At 33.5% G+C, this 25,301-nt stretch carries 20 protein-coding genes and 1 pseudogene; 18 read left to right on the forward strand and 3 right to left on the reverse strand.

Going from position 1 to position 25,301, the window contains the following annotated elements; translation table 11 throughout:
• Positions 1-222: 222 nt before the first annotated feature.
• The 9 genes and pseudogenes from CLU81_RS10965 (at position 223) to CLU81_RS11005 (ending at position 9,961) form a co-directional block, all read left to right on the forward strand.
• Positions 223-1,227 (forward strand): MoxR family ATPase, encoded by a 1,005-nt coding sequence (locus CLU81_RS10965; protein ID WP_007807095.1) that lies wholly within the window; start codon positions 223-225, stop codon positions 1,225-1,227.
• A gap of 80 nt (positions 1,228-1,307) precedes the next feature.
• Positions 1,308-2,171: a DUF58 domain-containing protein gene (locus CLU81_RS10970; RefSeq protein ID WP_099709836.1), complete on the forward strand. Its 864-nt coding sequence runs from the start codon at positions 1,308-1,310 to the stop codon at positions 2,169-2,171.
• Between the two features lie 195 nt (positions 2,172-2,366).
• Positions 2,367-2,591 (forward strand): annotated as a pseudogene (locus CLU81_RS27105) (four helix bundle protein); the annotation flags it as partial.
• A gap of 75 nt (positions 2,592-2,666) precedes the next feature.
• Positions 2,667-4,301: a hypothetical protein gene (locus CLU81_RS10980; RefSeq protein ID WP_099709837.1), complete on the forward strand. Its 1,635-nt coding sequence runs from the start codon at positions 2,667-2,669 to the stop codon at positions 4,299-4,301.
• A complete protein-coding gene (locus CLU81_RS10985) occupies positions 4,301-5,302 on the forward strand; it encodes a VWA domain-containing protein (RefSeq protein ID WP_099709838.1) in 1,002 nt (333 codons plus the stop codon). Before CLU81_RS10980 ends, CLU81_RS10985 begins: the two co-directional genes overlap by 1 nt.
• 63 nt (positions 5,303-5,365) lie before the next feature.
• On the forward strand, positions 5,366-6,400 hold the full coding sequence (locus CLU81_RS10990; RefSeq protein WP_099709839.1) for a VWA domain-containing protein: 1,035 nt from the start codon (positions 5,366-5,368) through the stop codon (positions 6,398-6,400).
• A gap of 45 nt (positions 6,401-6,445) precedes the next feature.
• Positions 6,446-7,216 carry a tetratricopeptide repeat protein gene (locus CLU81_RS10995; protein WP_099712724.1) on the forward strand — a complete coding sequence of 257 codons (771 nt, stop codon included), beginning with the start codon at positions 6,446-6,448 and terminating at the stop codon, positions 7,214-7,216.
• 104 nt (positions 7,217-7,320) lie between these two features.
• Complete coding sequence (locus CLU81_RS11000) at positions 7,321-9,075, forward strand: BatD family protein (protein WP_099709840.1); 1,755 nt, start codon at positions 7,321-7,323, stop codon at positions 9,073-9,075.
• Positions 9,076-9,214: 139 nt separating this feature from the next.
• Positions 9,215-9,961, forward strand: a complete 747-nt coding sequence (locus CLU81_RS11005) for a tetratricopeptide repeat protein (RefSeq protein ID WP_099709841.1) — start codon at positions 9,215-9,217, stop codon at positions 9,959-9,961.
• Between the two features lie 84 nt (positions 9,962-10,045).
• Here CLU81_RS11005 and CLU81_RS11010 read toward each other — a convergent pair whose 3' ends face one another.
• The 3 genes from CLU81_RS11010 to CLU81_RS11020 all read right to left on the reverse strand — a co-directional run bounded on the left by CLU81_RS11010 (position 10,046) and on the right by CLU81_RS11020 (position 13,534).
• A complete protein-coding gene (locus CLU81_RS11010) occupies positions 10,046-11,587 on the reverse strand; it encodes a VWA domain-containing protein (protein ID WP_099709842.1) in 1,542 nt (513 codons plus the stop codon).
• A gap of 410 nt (positions 11,588-11,997) precedes the next feature.
• Positions 11,998-12,567, reverse strand: a complete 570-nt coding sequence (locus CLU81_RS11015; RefSeq protein ID WP_099709843.1) for a 5-formyltetrahydrofolate cyclo-ligase — start codon at positions 12,565-12,567, stop codon at positions 11,998-12,000.
• A complete protein-coding gene (locus CLU81_RS11020; protein WP_099709844.1) occupies positions 12,554-13,534 on the reverse strand; it encodes a succinylglutamate desuccinylase/aspartoacylase family protein in 981 nt (326 codons plus the stop codon). The genes CLU81_RS11015 and CLU81_RS11020 overlap by 14 nt, the downstream gene beginning before the upstream one ends.
• A gap of 136 nt (positions 13,535-13,670) precedes the next feature.
• Here CLU81_RS11020 and uvrC point away from each other — a divergent pair, with 136 nt between their 5' ends.
• The 9 genes from uvrC (at position 13,671) to CLU81_RS11065 (ending at position 25,273) form a co-directional block, all read left to right on the forward strand.
• A complete protein-coding gene (gene uvrC, locus CLU81_RS11025) occupies positions 13,671-15,464 on the forward strand; it encodes an excinuclease ABC subunit UvrC (protein ID WP_099712725.1) in 1,794 nt (597 codons plus the stop codon).
• A gap of 5 nt (positions 15,465-15,469) precedes the next feature.
• Positions 15,470-17,827: a patatin-like phospholipase family protein gene (locus CLU81_RS11030; RefSeq protein WP_099709845.1), complete on the forward strand. Its 2,358-nt coding sequence runs from the start codon at positions 15,470-15,472 to the stop codon at positions 17,825-17,827.
• 317 nt (positions 17,828-18,144) lie between these two features.
• A complete protein-coding gene (locus tag CLU81_RS11035; RefSeq protein ID WP_099709846.1) occupies positions 18,145-19,302 on the forward strand; it encodes a homogentisate 1,2-dioxygenase in 1,158 nt (385 codons plus the stop codon).
• A 176-nt stretch (positions 19,303-19,478) separates the two neighbouring features.
• Complete coding sequence (gene hppD, locus CLU81_RS11040; RefSeq protein ID WP_099709847.1) at positions 19,479-20,639, forward strand: 4-hydroxyphenylpyruvate dioxygenase; 1,161 nt, start codon at positions 19,479-19,481, stop codon at positions 20,637-20,639.
• Positions 20,640-20,938: 299 nt separating this feature from the next.
• Positions 20,939-21,709 (forward strand): DUF3108 domain-containing protein, encoded by a 771-nt coding sequence (locus tag CLU81_RS11045; RefSeq protein WP_099712726.1) that lies wholly within the window; start codon positions 20,939-20,941, stop codon positions 21,707-21,709.
• Positions 21,709-22,650: a tryptophan 2,3-dioxygenase family protein gene (locus CLU81_RS11050; RefSeq protein WP_099709848.1), complete on the forward strand. Its 942-nt coding sequence runs from the start codon at positions 21,709-21,711 to the stop codon at positions 22,648-22,650. The genes CLU81_RS11045 and CLU81_RS11050 overlap by 1 nt, the downstream gene beginning before the upstream one ends.
• 21 nt (positions 22,651-22,671) lie before the next feature.
• Positions 22,672-23,892: a peptidoglycan DD-metalloendopeptidase family protein gene (locus CLU81_RS11055; protein WP_099709849.1), complete on the forward strand. Its 1,221-nt coding sequence runs from the start codon at positions 22,672-22,674 to the stop codon at positions 23,890-23,892.
• A gap of 33 nt (positions 23,893-23,925) precedes the next feature.
• Positions 23,926-24,597, forward strand: coding sequence for a hypothetical protein (locus CLU81_RS11060; protein WP_099709850.1), 672 nt, complete (start codon positions 23,926-23,928; stop codon positions 24,595-24,597).
• A gap of 55 nt (positions 24,598-24,652) precedes the next feature.
• Entirely contained in the window at positions 24,653-25,273 is a 621-nt protein-coding gene (locus CLU81_RS11065; protein WP_099709851.1) for a hypothetical protein, read from the forward strand.
• Positions 25,274-25,301: the final 28 nt, after the last annotated feature.

Here is a 25,301-nt window from a genome sequence, read left to right on the forward strand (position 1 = left end):
GTTTTTCTGCGTTATTTTTGGTAATAAATATGCTTTTCTGAAGCATAATCATCAAAGTTCTTAAAAATATAAAAATAGATTCCCAATTCGTCCTTAAAATTAGGTCTTTGGTCGAAGTTTTAACCATTCTTTAACATCTTACTTCTCAAAAAATATTCAATTTGCACTCTCAAAAGTAAGGCATAAAAATCAACGTTTTAAAAAGGTTTTAAAAATATTTATATGGAAGAAAATACAACGACTTTAGACATTAGAGCGATAAATGAGAAAATTGAAAGAGAAAGTGCTTTTATAGACCTTCTTACAATGGAGATGAACAAAGTTATTGTGGGCCAGAAACATATGGTCGAGCGTTTGTTAATTGGACTTCTTGGTCAAGGTCACATTTTGCTTGAAGGTGTTCCGGGATTAGCAAAAACTTTAGCGATAAATACTTTGTCACAAGCCGTTCAGGGTTCGTTCAGCCGTATTCAGTTTACTCCTGACTTATTGCCTGCCGATGTTGTTGGAACGATGATTTATAACATCAAAGCAAACGAGTTTTCAATTAAAAAAGGACCAATCTTCGCTAATTTCGTCCTTGCCGATGAGATTAACCGTGCTCCGGCAAAGGTTCAGTCAGCACTTTTGGAAGCGATGCAGGAAAAACAAGTAACTATTGGCGATACCACTTTCAAACTTGATCGTCCGTTTTTAGTACTTGCAACTCAAAACCCTGTTGAGCAAGAAGGAACATACCAACTTCCGGAAGCGCAAGTTGACCGTTTCATGCTTAAAACTGTAATTGATTACCCAAAAATTGACGAAGAGCGTTTTGTAATTCGTCAAAACTTAAAAGGATCTTACGAAAAAGTAAATCCTGTTGTTTCTGTAGAACAAATTTTACGTGCACAAGAAGCTGTTCGTGAAGTCTACATGGACGAAAAAATCGAAAAATATATTCTAGATATCATCTTTGCTACTCGTTATCCAGAGAAGTACAAACTTGCAGACTTAAAACCTCTTATTAGTTTTGGAGCATCACCTCGTGGAAGTATCAATCTTGCTAATGCAGCAAAATGTTATGCTTTCATCAAACGTCGTGGATATGTAATTCCAGAAGATGTTCGCGCAGTTGTACACGATGTTCTACGTCACAGAGTTGGGATAACATATGAGGCTGAAGCCGAAAATATTACTTCTGTAGACATTATCAACAAAATCGTAAACGAGATTGAAGTACCTTAAAAATTTGTTTAATGTTTCAAGTTTCAGGTTGTTGTAAAGCAAACTTGAAACTTGAAACTTTTAAACTTTAAACAAATAAAATGGATACAAAAGAGCTTTTAAAAAAAGTACGGAAAATAGAAATCAAAACCAAAAGATTGAGTAATCACATCTTTTCGGGAGAATACCACTCTTCATTTAAAGGGCGCGGGATGACTTTTAGTGAAGTACGTCAATACCAATATGGCGACGACATTCGTAACATCGATTGGAATGTAACTGCACGCTATAACGAAGCCCACGTAAAAGTTTTTGAAGAAGAACGCGAATTGACCATGGTTTTAATGGTAGATATTTCGGGTTCAGAGGGTTTTGGTTCAAAAAGTCAATTTAAAAAAGACATCGTCACCGAAATTGCGGCAACGATGGCTTTTTCGGCTACACAAAATAATGACAAAATTGGTTTAATATTATTTTCTGACAATGTAGAATTGTATATTCCGCCAAAAAAAGGTCGTTCACACGTTTTGCGTATAATTCGTGAATTAATCGAATTCGAACCAAAAAGCCATAAAACAGATGTTGGAGCAGCTTTAAAATTTTTATCAGGAACTCAGAAAAAGAAAGCAATTGTCTTTGTGATTTCTGATTTCATGTCTGAAAATTACGAGCAGACTTTAAAAATTGCTTCTAAAAAACATGATATTACAGGCGTTCGCGTTTATGATATCCGTGAAGAAAAAATTCCGAATTTAGGAATGGTTCCAATGCTTGACGCCGAAACAGGAAAAATTCAATTGGTTAATACAGGTTCGAAAACAGTGCGAATGAATTACGAAAAACACTATCAGGAAAGAGTAAATTATTTCAAAGATATTTTCAGTAAATCCGGCGCAGGTGTCGTAAACACAAGAGTTGACGAAAATTACGTGACAAAACTATTAGGTTATTTCAAATCAAGGTAATGATTTAAGAATTTAGATTAACGATTTTTGATTTATGATGGAGGTGATAATTAAAACTAGAAAATGAATAAACAAGAATTGGAAAATAGATTAATTGATTTTGCTGCAAGCATAATTCTATTAACTTTTAAATTTGAAAAAAATTACGCTGGAAATCATTTATTAGGTCAAATAACAAGATGAAGTACATCGCCCGCCTTGAATTATGGTGAAGCACAAAGCGCAGAAAGCAAAAAAGATTTTATTCATAAAATGGGAATTTGCTTAAAGGAGTTAAGAGAAACTTTTGTTTGCTTAAAAATAATTGAGAAAGCAAATTTATCGACAGATTTACAAAATTTGTCAAAAGCCAAAACAGAAGTCAATGAATTAATATCAATATTTGTTTCAAGCATTAAAACATCAAAAAATAATTCATAAAAACAAAAGATTATAATTTTAGTTTCAGCATAAAATCTGAAATCAAAAATCGTTAATCTTCAATCGTTAATCATAATGAAATTAAAGTTTTACATATTTTTATTTTTACTTTCCTCTGCTATTTTTGCCCAGCAAAAACAAGTGGAGACGAGCATTGATACTACAAAAAATAAAATTGGAGCCGAATTTAAGTTAACGCTTAAAACGGTTGTCAGCTCAAAATCTAAAGTTGTTTTTCCTAAATTAAAAACTATTGGTCAGCTTGAAGTAATTCAATCTTATCCAATTGATACAGTTAAGAAAAATGATACTTATGAATTGATCAAAAAATATGGTTTAACGCAATTTGATTCTGGAAAATATACGATTCCAAGTATTAAGATTTTAATTGATAAAAAACCTTATCAAACTGATTCTATTCGCGTTGAAGTAGCAAATGTAAAAGTTGATACTTTACAACAAAAAATGTACGACATCAAAGACATCACTGCGGCAGACAGCGGAATAGGAAATTGGTGGATTTATGTTTTGATTTTTATCGCTATTCTGGCAATTGGCGCATTTGTATATTGGTACGTTAAAAAACACCAATTGAAAAAAATTGAAGAAGAAGTTTATAAAACTCCTATCGAAAAAGCGACAAGTTTATTAAATAGTCTGGAGTCAAAAGAACTGGTTCAAAAAGGCGAAATCAAAGAATATTATAGTGAATTAACGGATATTGCCCGTAATTATATCGAAGAAGCCATTCATATTCCTGCAATGGAAAGTACAACTTCTGAATTGATTCAGGCGATCAGAACAGCTTCTACCAAAAAGAAAATGACGCTGACTCCGGAAACTGTAGAGAATCTTGAGCGTGTTTTACGTCAGGCGGATTTAGTAAAATTTGCAAAATCTAAACCTTTAGAATTTGAAATTACCGAAGATCGAAATAAAATTCAAAGAGTAATTCTTACGCTTGATAATGCAATCCCAACTGAAGTTCCGGCTGAAGAAGAAGATCAATTATTAAATGAAGCTCAGAAACAAAAACAGATCAAACAACAATTACTAAAAAAACGCAACAAACGTATTGCAATTGCTGTAGGAACTGTTGTTTTCTTACTATTTGCTACAACAACATTCTTTATTATTACCAAAGGTTTTACTTATGTAAAAGATAATCTTATTGGACATCCGTCTAAAGAATTATTAGAAGGTGTTTGGGTAAAAAGCGCTTACGGAAATCCTGCTGTTTTAATTGAAACTCCAAAAGTTTTAAAAAGAATGGATACTCAAAAAGTGCTACCAAAAGAAACTATGGCGCTGATTAAAGAGATGCAGCTTTTTGCTTATGGAAGTATTATTGATAACTTTTACGTAGCAGTTTCAACCAGTAAATTCAAAAATCCGGTAGAACTTGATTTAGCAAAAGCTCTGGAAGGATCTTTAAAAATAATGGAAGCTCAGGGCGCACAAAATATTATTGTAAAACAAGAAGATTTCCAGACAAATCAAGGTATTCAGGGATTAAAAGGATACGGAACAATGACAATCTTAAATCCGGTTGACAAATCGAGTTCAAAAGCATATTATGAAATTTTACTTTTCAAACAAGATCAGGGATTACAACAAATCGTGATTTTACATCAGGAAGGTGATACTTATGCAAATGATATTACAGAGCGTATTTTAAATTCTGTTGAACTTCAAAAAGCGAGCAACTAATGGATAAGATAACTTTTTTAAACCCAGAATTTTTTTGGTTGTTTCTACTGATTCCAATTGCGATCGCTTGGTTCTTTTGGAAACGAAATCAACAATCGGCTACTTTAAAAATGAGTTCGACACAAGGTTTCAAAAATAGTGAATCACTATTAACGAAATTAAAACCTTGTTTATATGTTTTTAGAATTATTGCTTTATGTTCTTTAATTATTGCTTTGGCAAGACCAAGAACGGTTGATATTAGCAGTCAGACTAAAACCACAAAAGGAATTGATATTGTTCTTGCAATCGACGTTTCCGGAAGTATGCTTGCAAAAGATTTAAAGCCAAACCGTATGGAAGCTTTAAAAAGAGTTGCTGCAGATTTTGTTGGAGAAAGACCTAATGACAGAGTTGGATTAGTTTTATACGCTTCAGAAGCTTATACAAAAACTCCTGTTACAAGTGATAAAGCCATTATTCTTGAAGCTATTAAAAGCATTAAATACGATACAGTTTTACAAGACGGAACCGGAATTGGAATGGGATTAGCAACGGCTGTAAACCGTTTAAAAGATAGTAAAGCCAAAAGCCGTGTAATTATTTTAATGACAGACGGGGTAAATAATGCCGGATTTATTGAACCGGAAACTGCTTCTGACATCGCAAAACAATACGGAATAAAAGTTTATACGATTGGAATTGGTACAAACGGAATGGCGGAATCTCCATACGCTTATGCGCCAAACGGAGGATTTTTATATAAAATGCAAAAAGTAGAAATCGACGAACAATTAATGAAAAATATTGCTCGTAAAACAGATGGAACTTACTTTAGAGCAACAAGCAACGACAGATTAGCCGAAATATACAACGCGATTAATAAATTAGAAACTACTGAAATTCAAGAATTAAAATTCTATGATTATGACGAAAAATATAGAGGTTTTGTTTTATTGGCAGCCTTTTTATTATTGTTAGAAGTAGGTTTAAGAAATACAGTTTACAGAAGCTTCATTTAATTTTGGATTTAAAAAAATCTAAAATTAATCCCGAAGTTTCGGGACAGAAATCTAAAATTTAAAATGGAATTAGACGAAAAAAAATATTTATATCTTTTATTATTGCTCCCAATTGTGGTGTGTGTTTTCCTTTTCAATATGTATTGGAAAAGAAAAAAACAACGCGAATTTGGAGATCTTGAAATGGTAAAAAGACTGAGTCCGGAGCGATCTGTTTTTAAACCTGTATTAAAATTATCAGTTCTTCTTTTGGCACTTGCCTGTTTGATTATTGGATTGGTAAATCCGAAGATTGGAACAAAAATGGAAACTGTAAAACGCGAAGGAATTGACATTGTTTTTGCCGTTGACGTTTCTAAAAGTATGCTTGCCGAAGATGTTGCGCCAAGTCGTTTAGAAAAAAGTAAACAACTGGTTTCGCAAATCATCAATAATTTAGGAAATGACAGAATTGGAATTGTAGCTTATGCGGGAAGTGCTTTTCCTGTTTTGCCAATTACATCTGATTATAGTGTTGCCAAAATGTTTCTGCAAAGCATGACTCCGGATATGGTTTCATCACAAGGAACTTCACTTGATGAAGCGATCAGATTATCCTCTACTTATTTTGACGAAAAAAGTAAAACGAGTAAACTTTTAATCTTGATTTCTGATGGAGAAGATCATTCTGAAGGAGCTTCGGCTGCAGCAGAAGAAGCCAACAAAATGGGAATGAAAATCATTACGATTGGTGTTGGAACTGAAAAAGGAGGAACAATTCCGTTAAGAGAAAATGGAGTAATCAGAAGCTATCAACAAGATCAAAACGGACAAACTGTTATTACAAAACTAAATCAGGAAGGTCTAAAAACCATTGCAAAAGCAACAAAAGGCGGTTATGTATATGGTGGAAACACGAAGGAAGTTTTAGATTATATCAAAAACGCTTTAAACAATATTCAGAAAACAGAATTTGAAGCTACTCAAATGGCCGATTTTCAATCGCAATTTCAATGGTTTATTGGCTTTGCTTTCTTATTATTGTTTGTTGACATTTTCCTTTTAGAAAGAAAAACAAATTGGATAAAAGAGTTGAATTTATTTAACGAAAAGAAATAATTGTTCGGATTAAAAATTCGGAACAAAAAAAATAAAAAAATTAGAATGAAAAATTTACTTCTTTATATTTTACTAACGTTTTCTTTGGCAGTTTCGGCTCAGGAAAAAGATAAAACATTGCCTGATGCCAATGATGAATATAAGCAGAATAAATTTGTTGACGCTGAAGCAAACTATAGAATTTCAGAATCAAAATTTCCAAAACGTGCCGCTGCTCCATATAATTTAGGAAATACTATCTATAAACAAAATCAGGTTTCGGAAGCTAAGTTTGCTTACGCGAAAGCAATAAAAAATGCTAAAACAAGACCTGAAAAACATAAAGCATTTCACAATTTAGGAAATGTCTTCATGAAAGAGAAAGATTATACGCAAGCGGTTGAAGCTTACAAACAAGCATTACGTAACGATCCAACAGATGATGAAACTCGTTACAACTATGCTTTGGCAAAACAAAAGCTAAAAGAAAATCCTCCTAAAAACGATAAGAACAAAGACAAAAATAAAGATAAGGACAAGGATAAAAACAAAGATAAGGACAAAGACAAGGATAAAAATAAAGATAAAGACAAGGATAAGGACAAAAAAGACGACAAGGGCGACCAAGACAAGGATAAAAAAGATGGTAAAAACGATCCTAAGAAAGATGACAAGTCTGACAATAAAGGAGAGCCTAAACCACAGCCCGGAGGAATTTCTAAAGAACGAGTTCAGAACTTATTAGATGCTGTAAACAACGAGGAAAAGAAAATCCAGGATAAAGTAAACGCTCAAAAAGTAAAAGGTTCCCCTAAAAAAACAGAAAAAGACTGGTAAAAACATCGTTTAATCGTTTATTTGTTTAACCGTTAATTTGACTACGATTAAACAATAAAAAAAACGATTAAAGAGTTAAACTAAAACAACGATTAAACAATTTAATGAAAAGATATTTAATTCTATTCCTATTCACTTTTCAAGGGCTTTTGGCTCAAGTTCAATTTGAAGCCAGAGTAAGCAAAAACACGCTCGGACTGAACGAAAGATTCCGTATTGACTTTATGATGAATGTTGACGGAGACAACTTTGATCAGCCTTCATTTGAGGGTTTTAGAATCGTTGGTGGTCCAAGTCAGCAAGTAAGTCAGTCTTGGGTAAACGGTAGAAGTTCTTTTCAAAAAATATATTCGTATATTCTACAGCCTGAGAAAAAAGGAACTTTTTACATCAAACAAGCGGCAATTGAATACAATGGTCAGATTTACAAAACAGCACCTATAAAAATTGTTGTTACAAATGCCGTTGCACAAGAAAGAGATCCTAATGATAGCGGCAGACCTCAGGGAACTTCTACCGGAGATGAAATGCTTAATCTTGTTGCTGAAATCTCTAAAACAAATCCTTATTTGAATGAACCTATTACAGTGGTTTACAAACTGTATTTCAACTATATCAATGTTACCGGTTTTAAAGAATTGGCTAAGCCAAAATATAACGACTTCTGGAATCAGAATATCGACATCAAACAATTGTCCGTTGAGCAAGGAACATATCAGGGACAAAGATGTTATTTTGTAATCTTAAAGAAAACCATTTTATATCCTCAAAAATCAGGCAGACTTACTATTGAACCACTTTCGTTGGATATTGGCGTGCAATTGCCTTCAAATCGTCGTGATATGTTTGGCCAGATGATTGTAACTGAAGGAAATAAAGTTGTTTCTGCAGGCGCAAAAACTATCAATGTAAGACCTCTTCCTGAAGCTACTAAACCGGAAGGATTTGGCGGAGCGGTTGGTAAATTTGATTTTACAGTAACGCCTTCTAAAACAACATTAAAAAGCGGAGAAAGTCTCGATCTGATTGTTAGCGCTTCAGGAAACGGAAACATGAAATTGTTTACTTTACCAAAACCTGTTGTGCCTAATGCATTAGAAATGTACGATCCTGTTCATGACGAAAAAGTGACAACTTCACTATCAGGAATGTCAGGAAAAATCACTGATAAATACACCATTGTTCCGCAATACAAAGGGAAATATGCGATCAAGCCAATGCAGTTTTCTTATTTTGATTTGAATACCGGTTCTTATAAAACGATAACTTCACCAGAAATTATGGTTGATGTTCTGGACGGACCAATGCAGGCTGAAGCAAATGCAACAGCAGCTAAAAATGTGATTTCGAAAACAGATCAATTCAAATATATCAAGCCTAAAACAACATTAACTGCAATTGCCCGAAATGATTTTTATGGTTCTGATTTGTATTACGCTTTATTGTTTTTACCGTTTGTAATTATACCAATTATTGTTCTTGCTAAGAAAAGAAAAGAAGCAATTGATGGTGACGTTACCGGAAACCGTATTAGAATGAACAACAAACTGGCGAAGAGATATTTGTCAGAAGCTAAGAAACAACTCAACAACAAAGAGCCATTTTATATCGCTTTGGAAAAAGCAATGCATAATTTCCTGAAAGCAAAATTACATATTGAAACCTCGGAAATGAGCAAAGACAATATTCGCGAATTATTGCTTTCCCGAAATTCAAATCCTGAAACGGTTCAAAATTTCATTAATTTGACAGAAAACTGCGAGTTTGCGCGTTATGCTCCGGCATCGAGCGCTTCGATTCAGCAGGATTATGACAAAGCTGTTTTGATTATCTCAGAACTGGAAAAACAAATCGTTTAACCAAAATATTTTACCGCAAAGTGCGCTAAGAAATTAGGTTATAGATTGGGCTGATTTAAGGTCGCAAAGTTGTGCCACTAAATATGAAAAATCAAACCTAACAAGTTTTTAAAACCTGTTAAGTTTAAAGAAAATAAAAATGAAACATATCGTATATCTTTTTTTATTAATCACTCAGGTTTTCTTTGCTCAAAGCAGCTTTGAAAAAGGAAATGCATTGTACCAAAAAGGACAATATCAGCAAGCTGTAGATGTTTATGAAAGTGTTATTAAAGAAGACAAACAACAATCTGCTGAGTTGTATTTTAACCTGGCAAACAGTTATTATAAATTAAATAAAGTAGCACCTTCGATTTATAATTATGAGAAAGCTTTGGTTCTAAAACCTCATGATCCGGAAACTTTAAACAATTTAAAATTTGCCAAAAAACTAACAATCGACGAGATCAAAGAAGTTCCGAAAGTAGGTTTCGCAAAACTGATTCAGAACTTTACCGGTATTTTCGATTATAATATCTGGGCAAAAATCGCTGTTGGATTTGGATTTTTATTTCTACTGGCATTTATTGGATATTACTTTTCAGAACTTACACTTACAAAAAGAATTTATTTCATTGGAATGTTTATTCTTTTGGTTGCTTTGCTATTAAGCATTTTTGCCGGAATGTCTGAGAAAAATCATTTTGACAACGATCGTCCTGCAATTGTTTTTTCAGAGTTAAGCGAAGTTAGAAGCGAACCTCAAAAAGCAGGCGCAGCTATTTTCTTGTTGCACGAAGGATCAAAAGTTTACGTAATGGAAACTCTTGGAAAATGGAAAAAAATCGAATTAACTGACCGAACTGAAGGTTGGATCGACGGCACAACAATTAAAGAAGTAAAATAAAAAGTTATAAAATTTCAGAAATAAAAAATCCCAAATTCCAATTATAATATTGGAATTTGGGATTTTTCTGTTTTTAGTTTTTGTCTAATTTACGGCATCAACCAATCTAATGAACTCGGCTTTGTAACCATCTTCGTCATTTGATAAACCTGATTTAGCTAATCTTTTTATATCCGAAGTAGAAGTGTTTGCTATAAATTTTGAATCTCTCAATTTTAATCCAAACCAGGCAACTGCGGTTGTAAATTTAAAGTCTGAAGAACTTTCGTCTAAAGCAACTTTCTTCGTACCGATTGTACTTACCATTTCGATACTTTTATCACCATCAGGTTTTTTATATCTAAATTTAATCGTTGCCAATTCATTACCATTCCCGGAATCATTCTGACTTACTTTTGTGTATTTTAAATCTGAAGGAACATAATCGCTTTCAACGCCTGTTGGAATAATTTCATATAAAGCCGTAACGGTGTGACCGCTTCCTAATTCTCCGGCATCGATTTTATCATTTTTAAAATCCTCTGCATTTAATTTTCTGTTTTCATATCCAATTAATCGGTAAGCCTGAACGTGCTTTGGATTAAATTCGATTTGAATCTTTACATCTTTAGCAATGGCAAACATCGAACCTTTGAATTCTTTTCCCAGAAAACGATTGGCTTCCTGAATATTATCAATATAAGCATAATTCCCGTTTCCTTTATCGGCAAGGATTTCCATTTTGCTGTCCTTGAAATTTCCCATTCCATATCCTAAAACAGTTAAGAAAACACCTGATTTTCTTTTCTCTTCGATTAGTTTTTCCATTTCCACATCAGAAGATGCTCCAACATTAAAATCACCATCTGTAGCAATAACAACACGGTTATTTCCTTCTTTTATAAAGTTTTCCTGAGCAAGTTTATAAGCAAGTTCAATTCCTTCTCCTCCAGCTGTACTTCCGCCAGCACTTAAATTATCAAAAGCCTCTAAAATCTCCTCTTTTTCATCGCCTGAAGTCGGTTCTAAAACAACACCCGCAGAACCGGCATAAACTACAATCGAAACTTTATCCTGCGGACGAAGTTCTTTCACCAAAATCTTCATCGATTCTTTTAATAATGGAAGTTTATTAGATTCATCCATCGAACCCGAAACATCAATTAGAAACACAAGGTTTGAAGCGGGCAAATTAGTCATTGGAATATTTTTTCCCTGTAAACCAATTTTCAATAGTTGACAATTTTTATTCCACGGACTATCGCTTAATTCCGTGTTAATCGAAAACGGATGTTGTCCTTCTGGCTGTGGATAATTGTACTTGAAGAAATTCATCATTTCCTCGACACGAACTGCATCTTTTGGAACCTTTTGTCCTTCGTTAATAAATCGGCGAATATTGGTATACGATGCATTATCAACATCGATAGAAAAAGTAGAAAGTGGTGATTTTTGTGGAGACTCAAAAGGATTTTCTTCAAGTCCGGCATAGCTTTCAGTATTAGGATCTGAAATGTTTTCTTCTGGAAGTTCATCGGTCGAAACAACTGTCATATCCATTGTCTCTACGGCTTCGGCATCTTGTTTTTTACAACTAACTAAAATAAGTAAAAGGAATGCCATCAAATAAAAAGCTTTATTTTTCATTTAAAATAAATTTTAGAAATTAGTGAATGATTTACTCTCAAATAACGACCAGCATTCCGGATGTACTAGTGAAGATTATCTGCGATTTTCGCCAATCCAAATTTGGTGCCAAGAATTTTCTTAAATTTTGGCTAATGAAAAAATAAAGTTTTCTAAAGTAAAAAAATGCGCATTTTTAAAGGCTTTATCAAATGATAAAAGTTTATTTGAAATGCATATATTTTTCTAAACCATATAAGTGATATAAGTAAATTTAAGTTTATTTGCCGCTTATTATGATTTTTATTTATAACATAAATTATCTACGCCGGCATATCGTAGAGGCGCACAGCAGTGCGTCTACGTCCAGCATATTGACCAACTTTGCGTAAGACGCACTGCTGTGCGCCTCTACAGAATATGGTTAAAATCTAAAAAGTATATATTTTTTGAGGTGTAATACAATAATCCAATTTTACATCAGATTCAAAAACATCTTCGATTTGATCTTCGGATTCAAAAAAGGAAAGACCAATTTTGATGGTTTCAGGTTTACATTCGGATAGAAATTTATCATAAAAACCTTTTCCGTAACCAACTCTGTTTCCTAAAATATCAAAAGCCAAAAGCGGAACAAAAACCACATCGATAGTTTCTGATGGAACTGGCAAACCATTTACAGGTTCGGGAATATTGTATTCGTTTTTCTTTATTTTAGTACTATCAGTCAATAAAAAATGAGACATTCCGCGGGTTTCAAAATCACTTTTAGAAACCACAATTTCTTTGTCTTTTCCGGATAATAAATGTAAAATGTATTCGGTATTTACTTCTTTTTGTTCTTCGATAGGTAGAAAAACATGGTAATACGTTTTATCCCAAATAGGCAACCCAATTAAATTATTGGCTATAGCCAAACTCTTTTCTTCGATATCATTTTCAGAAAGTTGTTTTCGAAGAGTTTTATAGTGTAGTCGTAATTCTTTTTTATTCGTCGGCATTATCGAGGCTATTTTTAGACATATGATAAATCGCATCACCTTCGTACACAATTGGCGAATGATTAGCGTTGATCACAAATCCGTCGTGAGGTGCTTTTACTTTTTGTTCAAATTTACCAAACGGATCTGTTATAATTGCCAAAATAGTTCCTTTGGTCACAAAACGTCCAATTCTATTGTAATCATGCAATAAACCGGAACATTTTGCACGCAGCCAAACAGAATTTTTAATATATATCGAAGGATCTTCTGCTTCTTCAACGATATGTTTTGGATCAAGCATTTTTAGATAATTCAATAAACGCTTCACTCCCATCACACCTTCATTTGCAACTAAATCATTAATGTCCAATGATTTTCCACCTTCAAAAAGAAGCATTTTCACATTTGCTTTTTCGCAGGTATTTCTAAAAGAACCACCAATATTTTTAGAATAAAGTGTAAACGGCGCATTAAAAACATCTGCCAGAAGTTTCAATTCGGGATTATTTTCTGTGATTCTTATTTGTGGCGCATTAAATCGGCTGGCTCCTCCGGCATGAAAATCGACAGCATAATCTATAATTGGCAAAACCTGCGCAACAATATGATAGGCAAATCTACTCGCCAAAGAACCTTTTTTGCTTCCCGGAAAAACACGATTTAAATCTCTTCCGTCAGGAAACTCGCGTGATTTATTGACGAAACCGTACATATTGATAATCGGAATACAAATAATAGTTCCTCTTGCCGGACGATTAATTTTTTTGCTGATGATCTGTCTGACGATTTCGACTCCGTTAATTTCGTCGCCATGAATTCCGGCGGAGAATAAAACTACCGGACCTTCAATTTTTGAGCGGCGTACAATAACCGGAATATTAAGTTTTGTAGTGGTGTGCAAACGAGCAATTTCGACGTTTATCGTTTTGCTTTCTCCGGGCAAAATGGCTTCGTCAAAAATAACCAGGGGCGTATTATTTTTCATATGGAATTATAAAATCTAAATATAGAAATTATTCTTTGGATTTCGTAAATTTGAAACTAAATCAATGTTAAGCTTTTTACAGAAATCGGAATGGTTTTTGAAAACGCTTTTCAGTTATCTTCAGAAACAAAACAGAATGCAAAAACCGTCCTTAGATCTTCAAATCCAAACCTTGCCGGACAATCCCGGTGTGTATCAATATTATGATAAAGACGGGAAGATCTTATATGTTGGAAAAGCGAAAAATCTTAAAAAAAGAGTTTCTTCTTATTTCAATAAAATTCACGATACTGCCAAAACGAATGTTCTGGTAAAAAAAATTGTGACCATAAAACACATCGTCGTTCCTACCGAAACCGATGCACTTTTATTAGAAAACAATTTAATCAAAACTTTACAGCCACGCTATAATGTATTGTTGCGCGATGACAAAAGTTATCCTTGGATTTGCATCAAAAAAGAACCTTTTTCGAGAATATTTTCTACCCGAAGAATGGTCAAAGATGGTTCTGAATATTTTGGACCTTATACAAGTTTCAAAACTGTACATACAATTTTAGAGTTAATCAAAGAATTGTATCCGCTTAGAACTTGCAATTATGATTTAAGTAAATCAAATATAGATTCAGGCAAGTTCAAAGTTTGTCTGGAATATCATATTGGCAATTGCAAAGGTCCATGCGAAGGCTTTGAGTCTCTGGAAGATTATCAAAAACAAGTCGATGCGATTCGCGAGATTCTGAAAGGAAATTTCAAGGAAAGCATGAAAGACTTCAAGCGTTTAATGACAAAATATGCGCAGAATTTACAATTTGAAGAAGCTCAAAAAATCAAAGAAAAAATCGAAGTTCTTGAAAATTATCAGTCAAGATCTACGATTGTAAATCCGAAGATTACCAATATTGATGTTTTCTCGATTGTCTCTGATGAAAGTGCGGCTTATGTAAACTTCCTGCAAATATCACACGGATCAATTATTCGTTCGCATACTTTAGAAATGAAGAAAAAACTGGACGAGACTGACGAAGAGCTTTTAGAATTGGCAATTATAGAACTTCGCGAGCGTTTTCAGTTATTATCAAAAGAAATAATTGTTCCGTTTGAAATTGATTTGGGCGAAAACATCAAAACAACCGTTCCTCAACTCGGAGATAAAAAACAGATATTAGATTTATCGATTCGAAATGCTAAGTTTTACCGAATCGAACAACTCAAACAATTGCAAATTGTAGATCCTGATCGACACACGAATCGAATCATGGCGCAAATGCAAAAAGATTTGCGTTTACATGTTGAACCGCGACATATCGAATGTTTTGATAACTCGAATATTCAGGGAACAAATCCGGTTGCGGCTTGTGTGGTTTTTAAAGACGGAAAAGCAAGCAAAAAAGATTATCGTCATTTTAATGTAAAAACCGTTGAAGGTCCGGACGATTTTGCTTCGATGACCGAAATCGTGTATCGCCGTTACAAAAGATTATTAGACGAAAATCAACCTCTTCCGCAATTGATTATTATCGACGGTGGAAAAGGGCAATTATCTGCTGCTTTAAAAAGTATCGATGAATTAGGTTTACGCGGAAAAATTGCGATTATTGGAATTGCAAAACGACTCGAAGAACTTTTTTATCCCGGAGATTCTATCCCGTTATATTTGGATAAAAAATCGGAAACATTAAAGGTAATTCAGCAATTGCGAAATGAAGCGCACCGTTTTGGAATCACCTTTCATCGCGACAAACGTAGCAAAGCTGCCTTGAACTCGTCTGTAGAAAGTATACCGGGAATTGGAGAAAAAACCATGCTAACGTTAATACAACATTTCAAAAGTGTTAAAAGATTGAAACTAGCATCAGAAAAAGAAATTTCGGATGTAATTGGAGTATCAAAAGCCAAAAAAATTGTCGACTTTTACAAAACCAACTAGCTATTATGCGCCTAATCCAGCTGTTCATTACAAATACTCGGTCAAAACGATTTTTTTCTACTCCAATAAAAGGAGCTTCTAAAGTCGCTCTTTTTTTGCAGGAAAAAATATCGTTTTGTCACTCGCCATTTTCCATTTCCATCTGGGGCGTGACGGCGGTTTTTTCAGCGCTTTTATTATTCAGCACACAAAATACTTTTTCACAAGATAAAAAACAAGACAGTATTAAAAGACCAAAAATCGGATTGGTTTTAAGTGGCGGAGGCGCAAAAGGATTTGCACATATTGGTGTTCTGAAAGTTCTGGAAGAAGCCGGAATCAAAATCGATTATATTGGCGGAACCAGTATGGGATCTGTAATTGGCGGACTTTATGCTTCTGGTTATAATGCTTCGCAAATTGATTCTATTTTCAAAAAAACCAATTTCGACGAATTAATAAACGATTATATTCCGCGTTCGTCTAAAAACTTTTACGGTAAAAAAAATGATGAATTGTACGCAATCGTTTTGCCGTTTAGTAATTTTAAAGTTGGAATTCCCGAAGCACTTTCTAAAGGAATGTACAATTATAATTTATTGAGTAGTTTAACTCGAAATGTGCGTCATGTTCGCGATTTTAATAAACTCCCAACTCCGTTTTTATGTATTGGAACCAATATTGAAACCGGCGAAGAAGTTTTACTGAATAAAGGAAATCTTGTTCAGGCAATGATGGCGAGTGCGGCATTTCCGTCGTTATTTACTCCGGTCGAAATTGATGGAAACTTATTAGTCGATGGAGGCGTTGTCAACAATTATCCTATAAAAGAAGTACGCAATCTTGGCGCTGATATAATTATTGGCGTTGATGTTCAGGACGATTTAATGAATCGTAAAAATCTTAAAAACGCTACCCGAATTCTGGTTCAAATTACCAATCTACAATCGATTGATAAAATGAAAAGCAAAATAAAAGACACTGATATTTACATCAAGCCGGATATTCGGGATTATGGAGTAATCTCTTTTGACAAAGGCGAAGAAATCATCCGAAAAGGTGAAGAAGCTGCTTTTGCCGTTTATGAAAAAATTAAATCATTGGTCAATGAAGATAATTTCTACAAAAAACCAAAGCTAAAAATTAGCTCTGACACACTTGAAATTAATAAAATAAACAGTGATAAATTAGACAATTATACCAAAGAATACATCAATGGTAAATTGCGTTTCAAACCCGGAAGCACCATAACTTATGACGATTTAAAAGCGGGAATCAATAATATAAATGCAACTCAAAACTTTAGTACAATTTCATATTGCCTTCAACCGGATGGTAATAATGACGATCTTGATCTTGTATTGAAAGAAAATCCAACGCAAACTTTTTTAAAACTTGGATTGCATTATGATGGTCTTTACAAAAGTGGAATTCTACTGAATCTTACGCATAAAAAAACATTCTTAAAAAATGATATTACTTCGCTTGACATTATTTTAGGAGATAATTTTAGATATGATTTGAACTATTATGTCGAAAATGGTTTCAATATCAGCTTTGGATTCCGATCTCGATTGAATCAGTTTAACCGAAATGTTACGACGAGTATTAGCAATTTAACCGGAGCAAATCCAAATCTTAATCTAATAAATGTTGACTTTCTTGATTTGACGAATCAGGCATATTTTCAAACCATTTTTGTACAAAAATTTTTAATGGGCGGAGGAGTTGAATACAAATATTTAAAGATAAACTCTCCTACTCTTTCCAATGCAGAAAACATTATTGATAAGAGTAATTATTTTAGCGTCTTTGGATATTTAAAATATGATTCTTTCGATAAAAAAACCTTTCCGCACTCGGGATTATATTTCTCTACGGATTTACAAACCTATTTAGCATCATCAGATTATACCAAAAATTTCAAACCTTTCTCTATTGCCAAAGCCGAAATTGCCCTTGCAAAAACATTATTCAGAAGAGCTACAATTAAAATTGGTGCAGATGCCGGATTTAATATTGGTAGTGACAGCGTACCTTTCTTCGATTTTATATTGGGTGGTTACGGTTACAACAAAATCAATAATTTCAATTATTTCTATGGATATGATTTCTTAAGTATTGCAGGAAACAGTTTCATAAAAACTGATATTACTTTAGATTATGAAATTTTCAAAAAGAATCACGTTAACCTTTCTGCCAATTTTGCCAACTTAGGCGATGATATTTTTACCACGGTAGATTGGGTTTCAATGCCCAAATATTCTGGTTATACTGTAGGTTACGGATTAGAAACTATTATTGGCCCAATCGAAGTTAAGCAATCGTGGTCGCCGGAACTTTCAAAAAGTTTTACGTGGTTTAGTATCGGGTTTTCATTTTAATACTCTTTTAACTAATAGTGCAATAAAAACCTACTATTTTTATACTCTGTAAAATTTATATCAAAAAAAATTGAAATATGTTAGGTTTATAAATGATATAATTTATAATTTTACTCAATAAAAATTACGACATTTGTTATAATGAAAACAAAATGGACAGGTTTATTAGAATATCTTCAATTCCTCATCAAGAGAAATCCTGAGTGAAGCTATCGAATTGAGATGATTAGGCAATTTTAAGAATTGAACTAATTATCTGTTCACACAATTCAAATTTTTCGAATTATCTAATTTACAAATTATCTAATAGAAAAGCCATGCCATTATATCATAAACTTGGAGATTTCCCTCAAAAAAGACACACCCAATTCGAAAAACCAAACGGAGGTTTCTACTACGAACAATTATTTGGAACCGAAGGTTTTCACGGACATTCGTCACTTTCTTATCATGTTCACAGACCAACGCAGGTTAAGGAAATTTTAAACTCCTATTCGGTTGAACCAAAAATTGCAATCGGAAAAAATATAAAATCATTACTTTTTAAAGGTTTTGAATTAAAACCTGAAAATGATTTTCTGGACAGCCGCAAACCAATGTTAGTCAACAAAGATTGCATTATAGGATTGGCAGCTCCAAAAGAATCTCTTAGAAATTATTTCTACAAAAATGCCGATGCCGATGAAATGCTTTTCATCCATAAAGGAAAAGGAAAATTAAGAACCATGCTCGGGAATATTCCATTTGAATATGGTGATTACTTAATTATTCCAAGAGGCATTATTTACCAAATAGAATTTGAAACCGAGGAAAATCGTCTTTTTTATGTCGAGTCTTATTCTCCTTTTTATACTCCAAAACGTTATAAAAACCAATCAGGTCAACATTTAGAACATTCGCCATTTTGCGAACGTGATTTTATTTTGCCAAACGAATTGGAAACCCATGACGAAAAAGGTGATTTTTTAATCAAAATCAAAAAAGAAGGAATGATTCACGAAGTCGTTTATGCTACACATCCTTTTGACGTTGTGGGTTGGGACGGTTACAATTTTCCATATGGATTTTCGATTCATAATTTCGAACCAATAACGGGACGTGTTCACCAACCGCCTCCGGTACATCAAACTTTCGAAACGGCAACTTTTGTCGTTTGTTCATTCTGCCCTAGACTTTACGATTATCACCCGAAAGCAATTCCGGCGCCATACAATCACAGCAATATAGATTCTGACGAAGTATTATATTATGTTGATGGCGATTTTATGAGTCGTAATAATATAGAGCAAGGTCACATCACTTTACACCCAAAAGGAATTCCGCATGGTCCAGCACCAGGCGCAATGGAACGTAGTATTGGTCATAAAGAAACTCATGAATTAGCCGTTATGGTTGATACTTTCCGCCCATTAATGGTTACGGAAGAAGCAATGGGACTTGACGATGGTCAGTATTATAAATCTTGGACTGAGTAATTTCACTTTCGATCTAACAGCAAAGTTCGCAAGGATTTTACGCAAAGATCGCCATGAATAACTTTGCGAACCTTGCGATTTGCCTTTGCGTACTTTGCGGTTAAAAAAAAATCAAATCTTAAAACAACATTTCGACAAATCAAATAAACGATTTACCGATTAAACAAATAAACATCATGTCAAAAGAAGTAAAATCAGTAGAATACGGATTAGAAAAAATCTTTGAAGGAGCACAAGATTTCCTTCCATTATTAGGAACAGATTATGTAGAATTCTATGTAGGAAACGCAAAACAATCTGCACATTATTACAAAACAGCTTTCGGATATCAGTCATTAGCTTACGCCGGATTAGAAACCGGAGTTAAAGACAAAGCATCTTATGTTTTGAAACAAGATAAAATCAGAATCGTTTTAACTACACCATTAACACAAGATTCTCCAATTCATGCGCATCTTCAAAAACACGGTGACGGAGTAAAAGTTGCTGCACTTTGGGTTGAAGACGCCAGAAGCGCTTACGAAGAAACGATGAAACGTGGAGCTCGTTCGTTCATGGAACCAACTGTAGAATCAGATGAATTTGGAGAAGTAGTTCGTTCCGGAATTTACACTTACGGAGAAACTGTTCATATTTTTGTAGAAAGAAAAAACTACAACGGTGTTTTCTTACCAGGTTACAAAGAATGGAAATCTGACTATAATCCAGCACCAACAGGATTAAAATATATTGATCACATGGTTGGAAATGTGGGTTGGAATGAAATGAATACTTGGGTAAAATTCTACGAAGAAGTTATGGGATTTGTAAATTTCCTATCATTCGATGACAAACAAATCAACACTGAATATTCGGCTTTGATGAGTAAAGTAATGTCAAACGGAAACGGAAGAATTAAATTTCCAATCAACGAACCAGCCGAAGGAAAGAAAAAATCACAAATCGAAGAATATTTAGATTTCTACGGTGGACCTGGAATTCAGCACATTGCTATTGCAACAGATGATATTATCAAAACAGTTTCTGACTTAAAATCTCGTGGAGTTGAGTTTTTATCTGCTCCGCCTCATACTTATTATCAGGCAATCCCAGAAAGATTAGGCGTTCACATGGATATGATGAAAGAAGATTTGAACGAAATTGAGAAACTTGCCATCATGGTCGATGCAGACGAAGATGGATATTTATTACAGATATTTACTAAGCCAGTTCAGGACAGACCAACGCTATTTTTCGAAATTATTCAAAGAATGGGAGCAAAAGGATTCGGTGCAGGGAACTTTAAAGCCCTTTTTGAGTCGATTGAGAGAGAACAAGAATTGAGAGGAACATTGTAAAAACGCAAAATTTTTACATTATACAGAGGAATTCTCTGAAAAAGCATGCTTTTTATGCAAATGTTATGTTAAACTTACCTTTTACTATATCTTTATTGAACTTTCTGTATATCTTTGCACTCGCAAATCAAGAAGGGGTGGTTTCCTTCTGAATTGATATAAATTTCATAATTTATAGTTTTTTGGTTAGTTAATAGCATAAAAACTCAGTCATTCCTTGACTGAGTTTTTTTGTTTTGGTACATTTGGAATAGAATTTGCATTTATTTACCTTTATAATGAAATGTAAAAATTGTACTATGAAAAAGCTCATCCTCATCATATTAATTCTAACGACACTTTCCTTCGACACCTACAAAGAAGATGCTTTTGGCACGGGAGAATATTTTAAATTCAGAATTCATTACGGAATCATAAATGCCGGATATGCAACTCTCGAAATAAAAGACGCTACCATAAACAATAAAAAAGTCCATCATGCTGTAGGTAAAGGATATACAACCGGAATGTCAAAATTATTTTTTAAAGTAGAAGATCTTTACGAAAGTTATTTTGACAAAGAAAACGGAGCTCCTTATCGCTACGTAAGAAAAATCGACGAAGGCGGTTATACTAAAAACCAAGAAGGTTTTTTTAATCAGGCCGAAAACAGAGTTTTGGTAAAAGACTACAAACGAAATACCGAAAAAACCATTGTCATTACTGATAATGTGCAAGATATCGTTTCTTCATTTTACTATTTGAGAAACCATCCAAATATTGACAAATTAAAATCTGGCGAAGCGATTACAATCGACATGTTTTTTGACGACGAAATCACAAAATTTAAGTTAAAATATGTAGGCCGTCAAGATATTACGACTAAATTTGGCACCGTTTCTACAATGGTCTTCAAACCACTTGTACAAACCGGAAGAGTCTTTAAAGAAAAAGAAAGTTTAACGCTCTGGATAACAGACGACGACAACAAAGTTCCAATTAGAATCAAAGCAGATCTTGCCGTAGGATCACTAAAAGCAGATCTTGACGAATATAAAGGATTAAAAAATCCATTTAAAGTAAAAAAATAATGAATATCACTGATAATTCAGAATCAATTTTAAAAGAAATTGACCTTAAATTCCAAGCTATAAATCAAAAAACTGATGTTCAATTAGAAGGATTACTTTGGTCTAAACCAATTACTTATTGGGATTACATTCAAACCGACGCTCTTTTAAGTTTACAAACACAACGCACAACTCTTCCTGACGAAATGGTGTTTATCATGTATCATCAGGTAAATGAATTAATTTTTAAAATGATTTTGTGGGAAATCGATCAGATTGCCGATGCACAAAATATTCAGGTTGATTTTTTCAGCGAAAGATTATCAAGAATCACTCGTTATTTTGATATGCTTACCAATTCTTTCAGCATCATGGAAAACGGAATGGAAGTAGATCAATATATGAAATTCAGAAACACGCTTACTCCGGCAAGTGGTTTTCAGAGCGCACAATATAGATTGATCGAATTTGCTTCGACAGATGTTATCAATTTAACAGATCGCAGATACAAAGCAAACTTTGACGAAAATACTGATCTGGAAACTACCTTCGAACATTTGTATTGGCAAGCTGCCGGAAAAGATTATCAAACGGGAGAAAAATCATATTTACTTCAGGAATTTGAGAACAAATACAAAGTTCAGTTTTTGAGACAAATGTCTACTTTTAAAACTAAAAATATCTGGCAAAAATTCACTCAATTGCCAGAAGAAGATCAACAAAATACTTCATTAATTGAGGCAATGCGTCATTATGACAAAACTGTAAACATTACTTGGGTAATGCAACACCTTAATACTGCAAGAAAATACATATTAGAAAGCGGAAAAGGAAACGGCGAAGCCACTGGTGGCAGCGATTGGCAAAAATATATGCATCCAAAATACCAAAGACGCATCTTTTTTCCTAAATTGTGGACCGAAGAAGAATTGTCCAATTGGGGAAATGAAACAACCACTTAATTTCCTAAAAAATTTAAAAGTTTGAAAAAAGCATTCGTACTTATAATACTATTATTCTCTGTATTTTCTTGTAATAAAACCGAGGAGAAAGTAGAAACTAAGATTAGTAAACCAAAGACTAAAAAGGTAGAATTTGGATTTAATTACGCTGACTTTAATATTGTAAATGACACTATAAAAAAAGGAGATTCTTTTGGTTCTATCATCCAAAGTCAAAATATTGGAGACAAAAAAGTCTATGATATTGTAGAACAAGTAAAAGATTCATTTGATGTAAGAACAATTCGATACAACAAACCTTATACAATTCTTCGCTCTAAAAATAAAACAAACAAATTACAGGTTTTCATTTACCAACCTGATGCTTTAACTTATTATGTAGTCGATTTAAGAGACAGCATTGCTAAAGCATATAAAAAAGTAAAACCGGTAACACTAAAACGTAAAATTATTGGCGGCGTTTTAAAAAGTTCATTATCCGAAACTTTAGGAAACGAAAATGTGGAAACTGCACTTGCCAGCCGAATTACCAAAGTCTTTTCATGGTCTATCGATTTCTTCAAACTTAAAAAAGGAGATCGTTATGGATTAATTTTCACTGAACGTTTTATAAACGGAAAAACTTATGACGGCGTTGAAGATCTTGAAGCTGCATTTTTTGAATATAAAGGTAAAATCGTTTATGCTTTTCCATTTGAAAGAGATACTACTTCAGGAAAAGTAGAATATTATGATGACCAAGGAAGAACGCTGAAAAATTTCTTTCTAAAAACACCAATTAAGTTCAGCCGAATTACATCTCGCTTTACAGCAAACAGATTTCACCCAGTTCAACATACCTGGAAAGCACACAAAGGAACTGATTATGCTGCGCCAACGGGAACTCCAATTTCAACAACTGCTTCCGGAGTTGTAGAAGCAACGGGATATACCGCAGGAAACGGAAACTTTGTAAAAGTAAAACACAACGGAACGTATTCTACACAATATTTACACATGTCCAGAATTTTGGTTCGCCGCGGTCAACGTGTAACTCAAGGTCAAACTATTGGATTAGTTGGAAGCACAGGACTTGCGACAGGCCCTCACGTTTGTTACCGTTTCTGGAAAAACGGCGTTCAGGTTGATGCGCTTAGACTTAACTTACCAACAGGAGAATCTTTGACCGGATCTGACAAAACTCGTTTCTTAAAACAAATGGAACCTTTGAAAAGAGAATTGGATAGTATTGGGAATTTATAAAATCATTTTATCCAAAAAATCAATACTAAATCTATGATTGAAAATTTTATTGCTTTCCGAAGTTTCCCAACATTAAATCAGGCTAGAGAGCTTGAATTATTATTAAATAAAAACAATATTAAAACTGCTTTAGGTGATAATATTCCTCCTCTAGATGTCTCTTTTTCCGGGAGTACTTTACAAAATCAATATGAAATAAAAATTGATCCATCAGATTTTGAAAAAGCTGAAGTTATTCTTGAAAAAGACACCGAAAATCTTCTTGACACAATAGACAAAGATTATTATTTACTGGATTTTACAAACGAGGAATTATATGAAATTCTTCTTAATTCAGACGAATGGAATGTTTTTGATTATAAACTAGCGCAAAAACTTTTAACGGATAGAGGAAAAACTATCGATACAGAAATGTTAACTTCCTTAAAAAAAGAGCGCTTAAAAATCTTAGCCAAACCAGAAGAAAACCAAAAAGCCTGGATTATTGCCGGATATTTATTTGCACTTTTAGGCGGCGGAATTGGAATTGTCATTGGATATTCTCTGTGGAGATCAAAAAAGACGCTTCCAAATGGAGAGAGAATTTATTCTTATAATGCTGAAGACAGAAAAAATGGACAAAGAATATTCTTGATCAGTATAATTATTTTTCCGATTGCGCTTATATTAAAAATTTTATCTAATACCGGAGCATTCAACTCCTAAAATTTCAAACTTTTCAGAGCCAAAAAAAGTAATACAATTAAACAATCTGTAAAACATGAAAAATGCACGTCTTAAAACAATTTATAACGAAACATTTTCAGGCTTAAGACTATTTTACAGAGACACCAATCTTCCGGGAAATTTAATTTTAAATTATAAAGTCGGTCAAATTATTCAGGAAAGAGGTTTTACTGATATGTCTTCTATTGGTGGCGGCTTATCTGGAAATGTTAGATATTTAATTGCAAGTGCGCATCCCAAAGATTTATCAAAATTCAATCCGGATTCAGCAAAGATTGGTCATTTTCTTTTAGGTTCAATTGCTTATTTTAAAGTACTGGACATTCAGAAAATTGAAAACAAAACGCAAATTTTTCTGTTGAACATTCCTGATAATTCAATTTCGCTTTTCAAGAATTCATCTTCGAACCTCGAGGAAGAAATTATAGAAAAAGCAAGAAAAAAGTTTAGAGATAAGTTCAATTCAGACTTAATTCCATCATTGCAAACCGCAGAATGGAGACAAAGAACTGAAACTCCACTTGGAATGAGTATTAATGGAGAACTATTTTTTGATGATTCGAAAATCAAAATTGAAGAACCAAAAAGAATCGAAATTGACGCACACAATAAAACTATCGAGGTTAACAAAAAGCCTTGGTGGAAAATTTGGTGATTCTTTTTTATTCAAAAACAACATCTTC

The organism is Flavobacterium sp. 9, assembly GCF_002754195.1.
Lineage (GTDB): Bacteria > Bacteroidota > Bacteroidia > Flavobacteriales > Flavobacteriaceae > Flavobacterium.

Excerpts from the sequence above, each read along its gene's own strand:
- CLU81_RS10965 (WP_007807095.1), top strand. The coding sequence starts at position 223 with ATGGAAGAAAATACAACGACTTTAGACATTAGAGCGATAAATGAGAAA.
- CLU81_RS10970 (WP_099709836.1), top strand. The coding sequence starts at position 1,308 with ATGGATACAAAAGAGCTTTTAAAAAAAGTACGGAAAATAGAAATCAAA.
- CLU81_RS10980 (WP_099709837.1), top strand. The coding sequence starts at position 2,667 with ATGAAATTAAAGTTTTACATATTTTTATTTTTACTTTCCTCTGCTATT.
- CLU81_RS10985 (WP_099709838.1), top strand. The coding sequence starts at position 4,301 with ATGGATAAGATAACTTTTTTAAACCCAGAATTTTTTTGGTTGTTTCTA.
- CLU81_RS10990 (WP_099709839.1), top strand. The coding sequence starts at position 5,366 with ATGGAATTAGACGAAAAAAAATATTTATATCTTTTATTATTGCTCCCA.
- CLU81_RS10995 (WP_099712724.1), top strand. The coding sequence starts at position 6,446 with ATGAAAAATTTACTTCTTTATATTTTACTAACGTTTTCTTTGGCAGTT.
- CLU81_RS11000 (WP_099709840.1), top strand. The coding sequence starts at position 7,321 with ATGAAAAGATATTTAATTCTATTCCTATTCACTTTTCAAGGGCTTTTG.
- CLU81_RS11005 (WP_099709841.1), top strand. The coding sequence starts at position 9,215 with ATGAAACATATCGTATATCTTTTTTTATTAATCACTCAGGTTTTCTTT.
- CLU81_RS11010 (WP_099709842.1), bottom strand. The coding sequence starts at position 11,587 with ATGAAAAATAAAGCTTTTTATTTGATGGCATTCCTTTTACTTATTTTA.
- CLU81_RS11015 (WP_099709843.1), bottom strand. The coding sequence starts at position 12,567 with ATGCCGACGAATAAAAAAGAATTACGACTACACTATAAAACTCTTCGA.
- CLU81_RS11020 (WP_099709844.1), bottom strand. The coding sequence starts at position 13,534 with ATGAAAAATAATACGCCCCTGGTTATTTTTGACGAAGCCATTTTGCCC.
- uvrC (WP_099712725.1), top strand. The coding sequence starts at position 13,671 with ATGCAAAAACCGTCCTTAGATCTTCAAATCCAAACCTTGCCGGACAAT.
- CLU81_RS11030 (WP_099709845.1), top strand. The coding sequence starts at position 15,470 with ATGCGCCTAATCCAGCTGTTCATTACAAATACTCGGTCAAAACGATTT.
- CLU81_RS11035 (WP_099709846.1), top strand. The coding sequence starts at position 18,145 with ATGCCATTATATCATAAACTTGGAGATTTCCCTCAAAAAAGACACACC.
- hppD (WP_099709847.1), top strand. The coding sequence starts at position 19,479 with ATGTCAAAAGAAGTAAAATCAGTAGAATACGGATTAGAAAAAATCTTT.
- CLU81_RS11045 (WP_099712726.1), top strand. The coding sequence starts at position 20,939 with ATGAAAAAGCTCATCCTCATCATATTAATTCTAACGACACTTTCCTTC.
- CLU81_RS11050 (WP_099709848.1), top strand. The coding sequence starts at position 21,709 with ATGAATATCACTGATAATTCAGAATCAATTTTAAAAGAAATTGACCTT.
- CLU81_RS11060 (WP_099709850.1), top strand. The coding sequence starts at position 23,926 with ATGATTGAAAATTTTATTGCTTTCCGAAGTTTCCCAACATTAAATCAG.
- CLU81_RS11065 (WP_099709851.1), top strand. The coding sequence starts at position 24,653 with ATGAAAAATGCACGTCTTAAAACAATTTATAACGAAACATTTTCAGGC.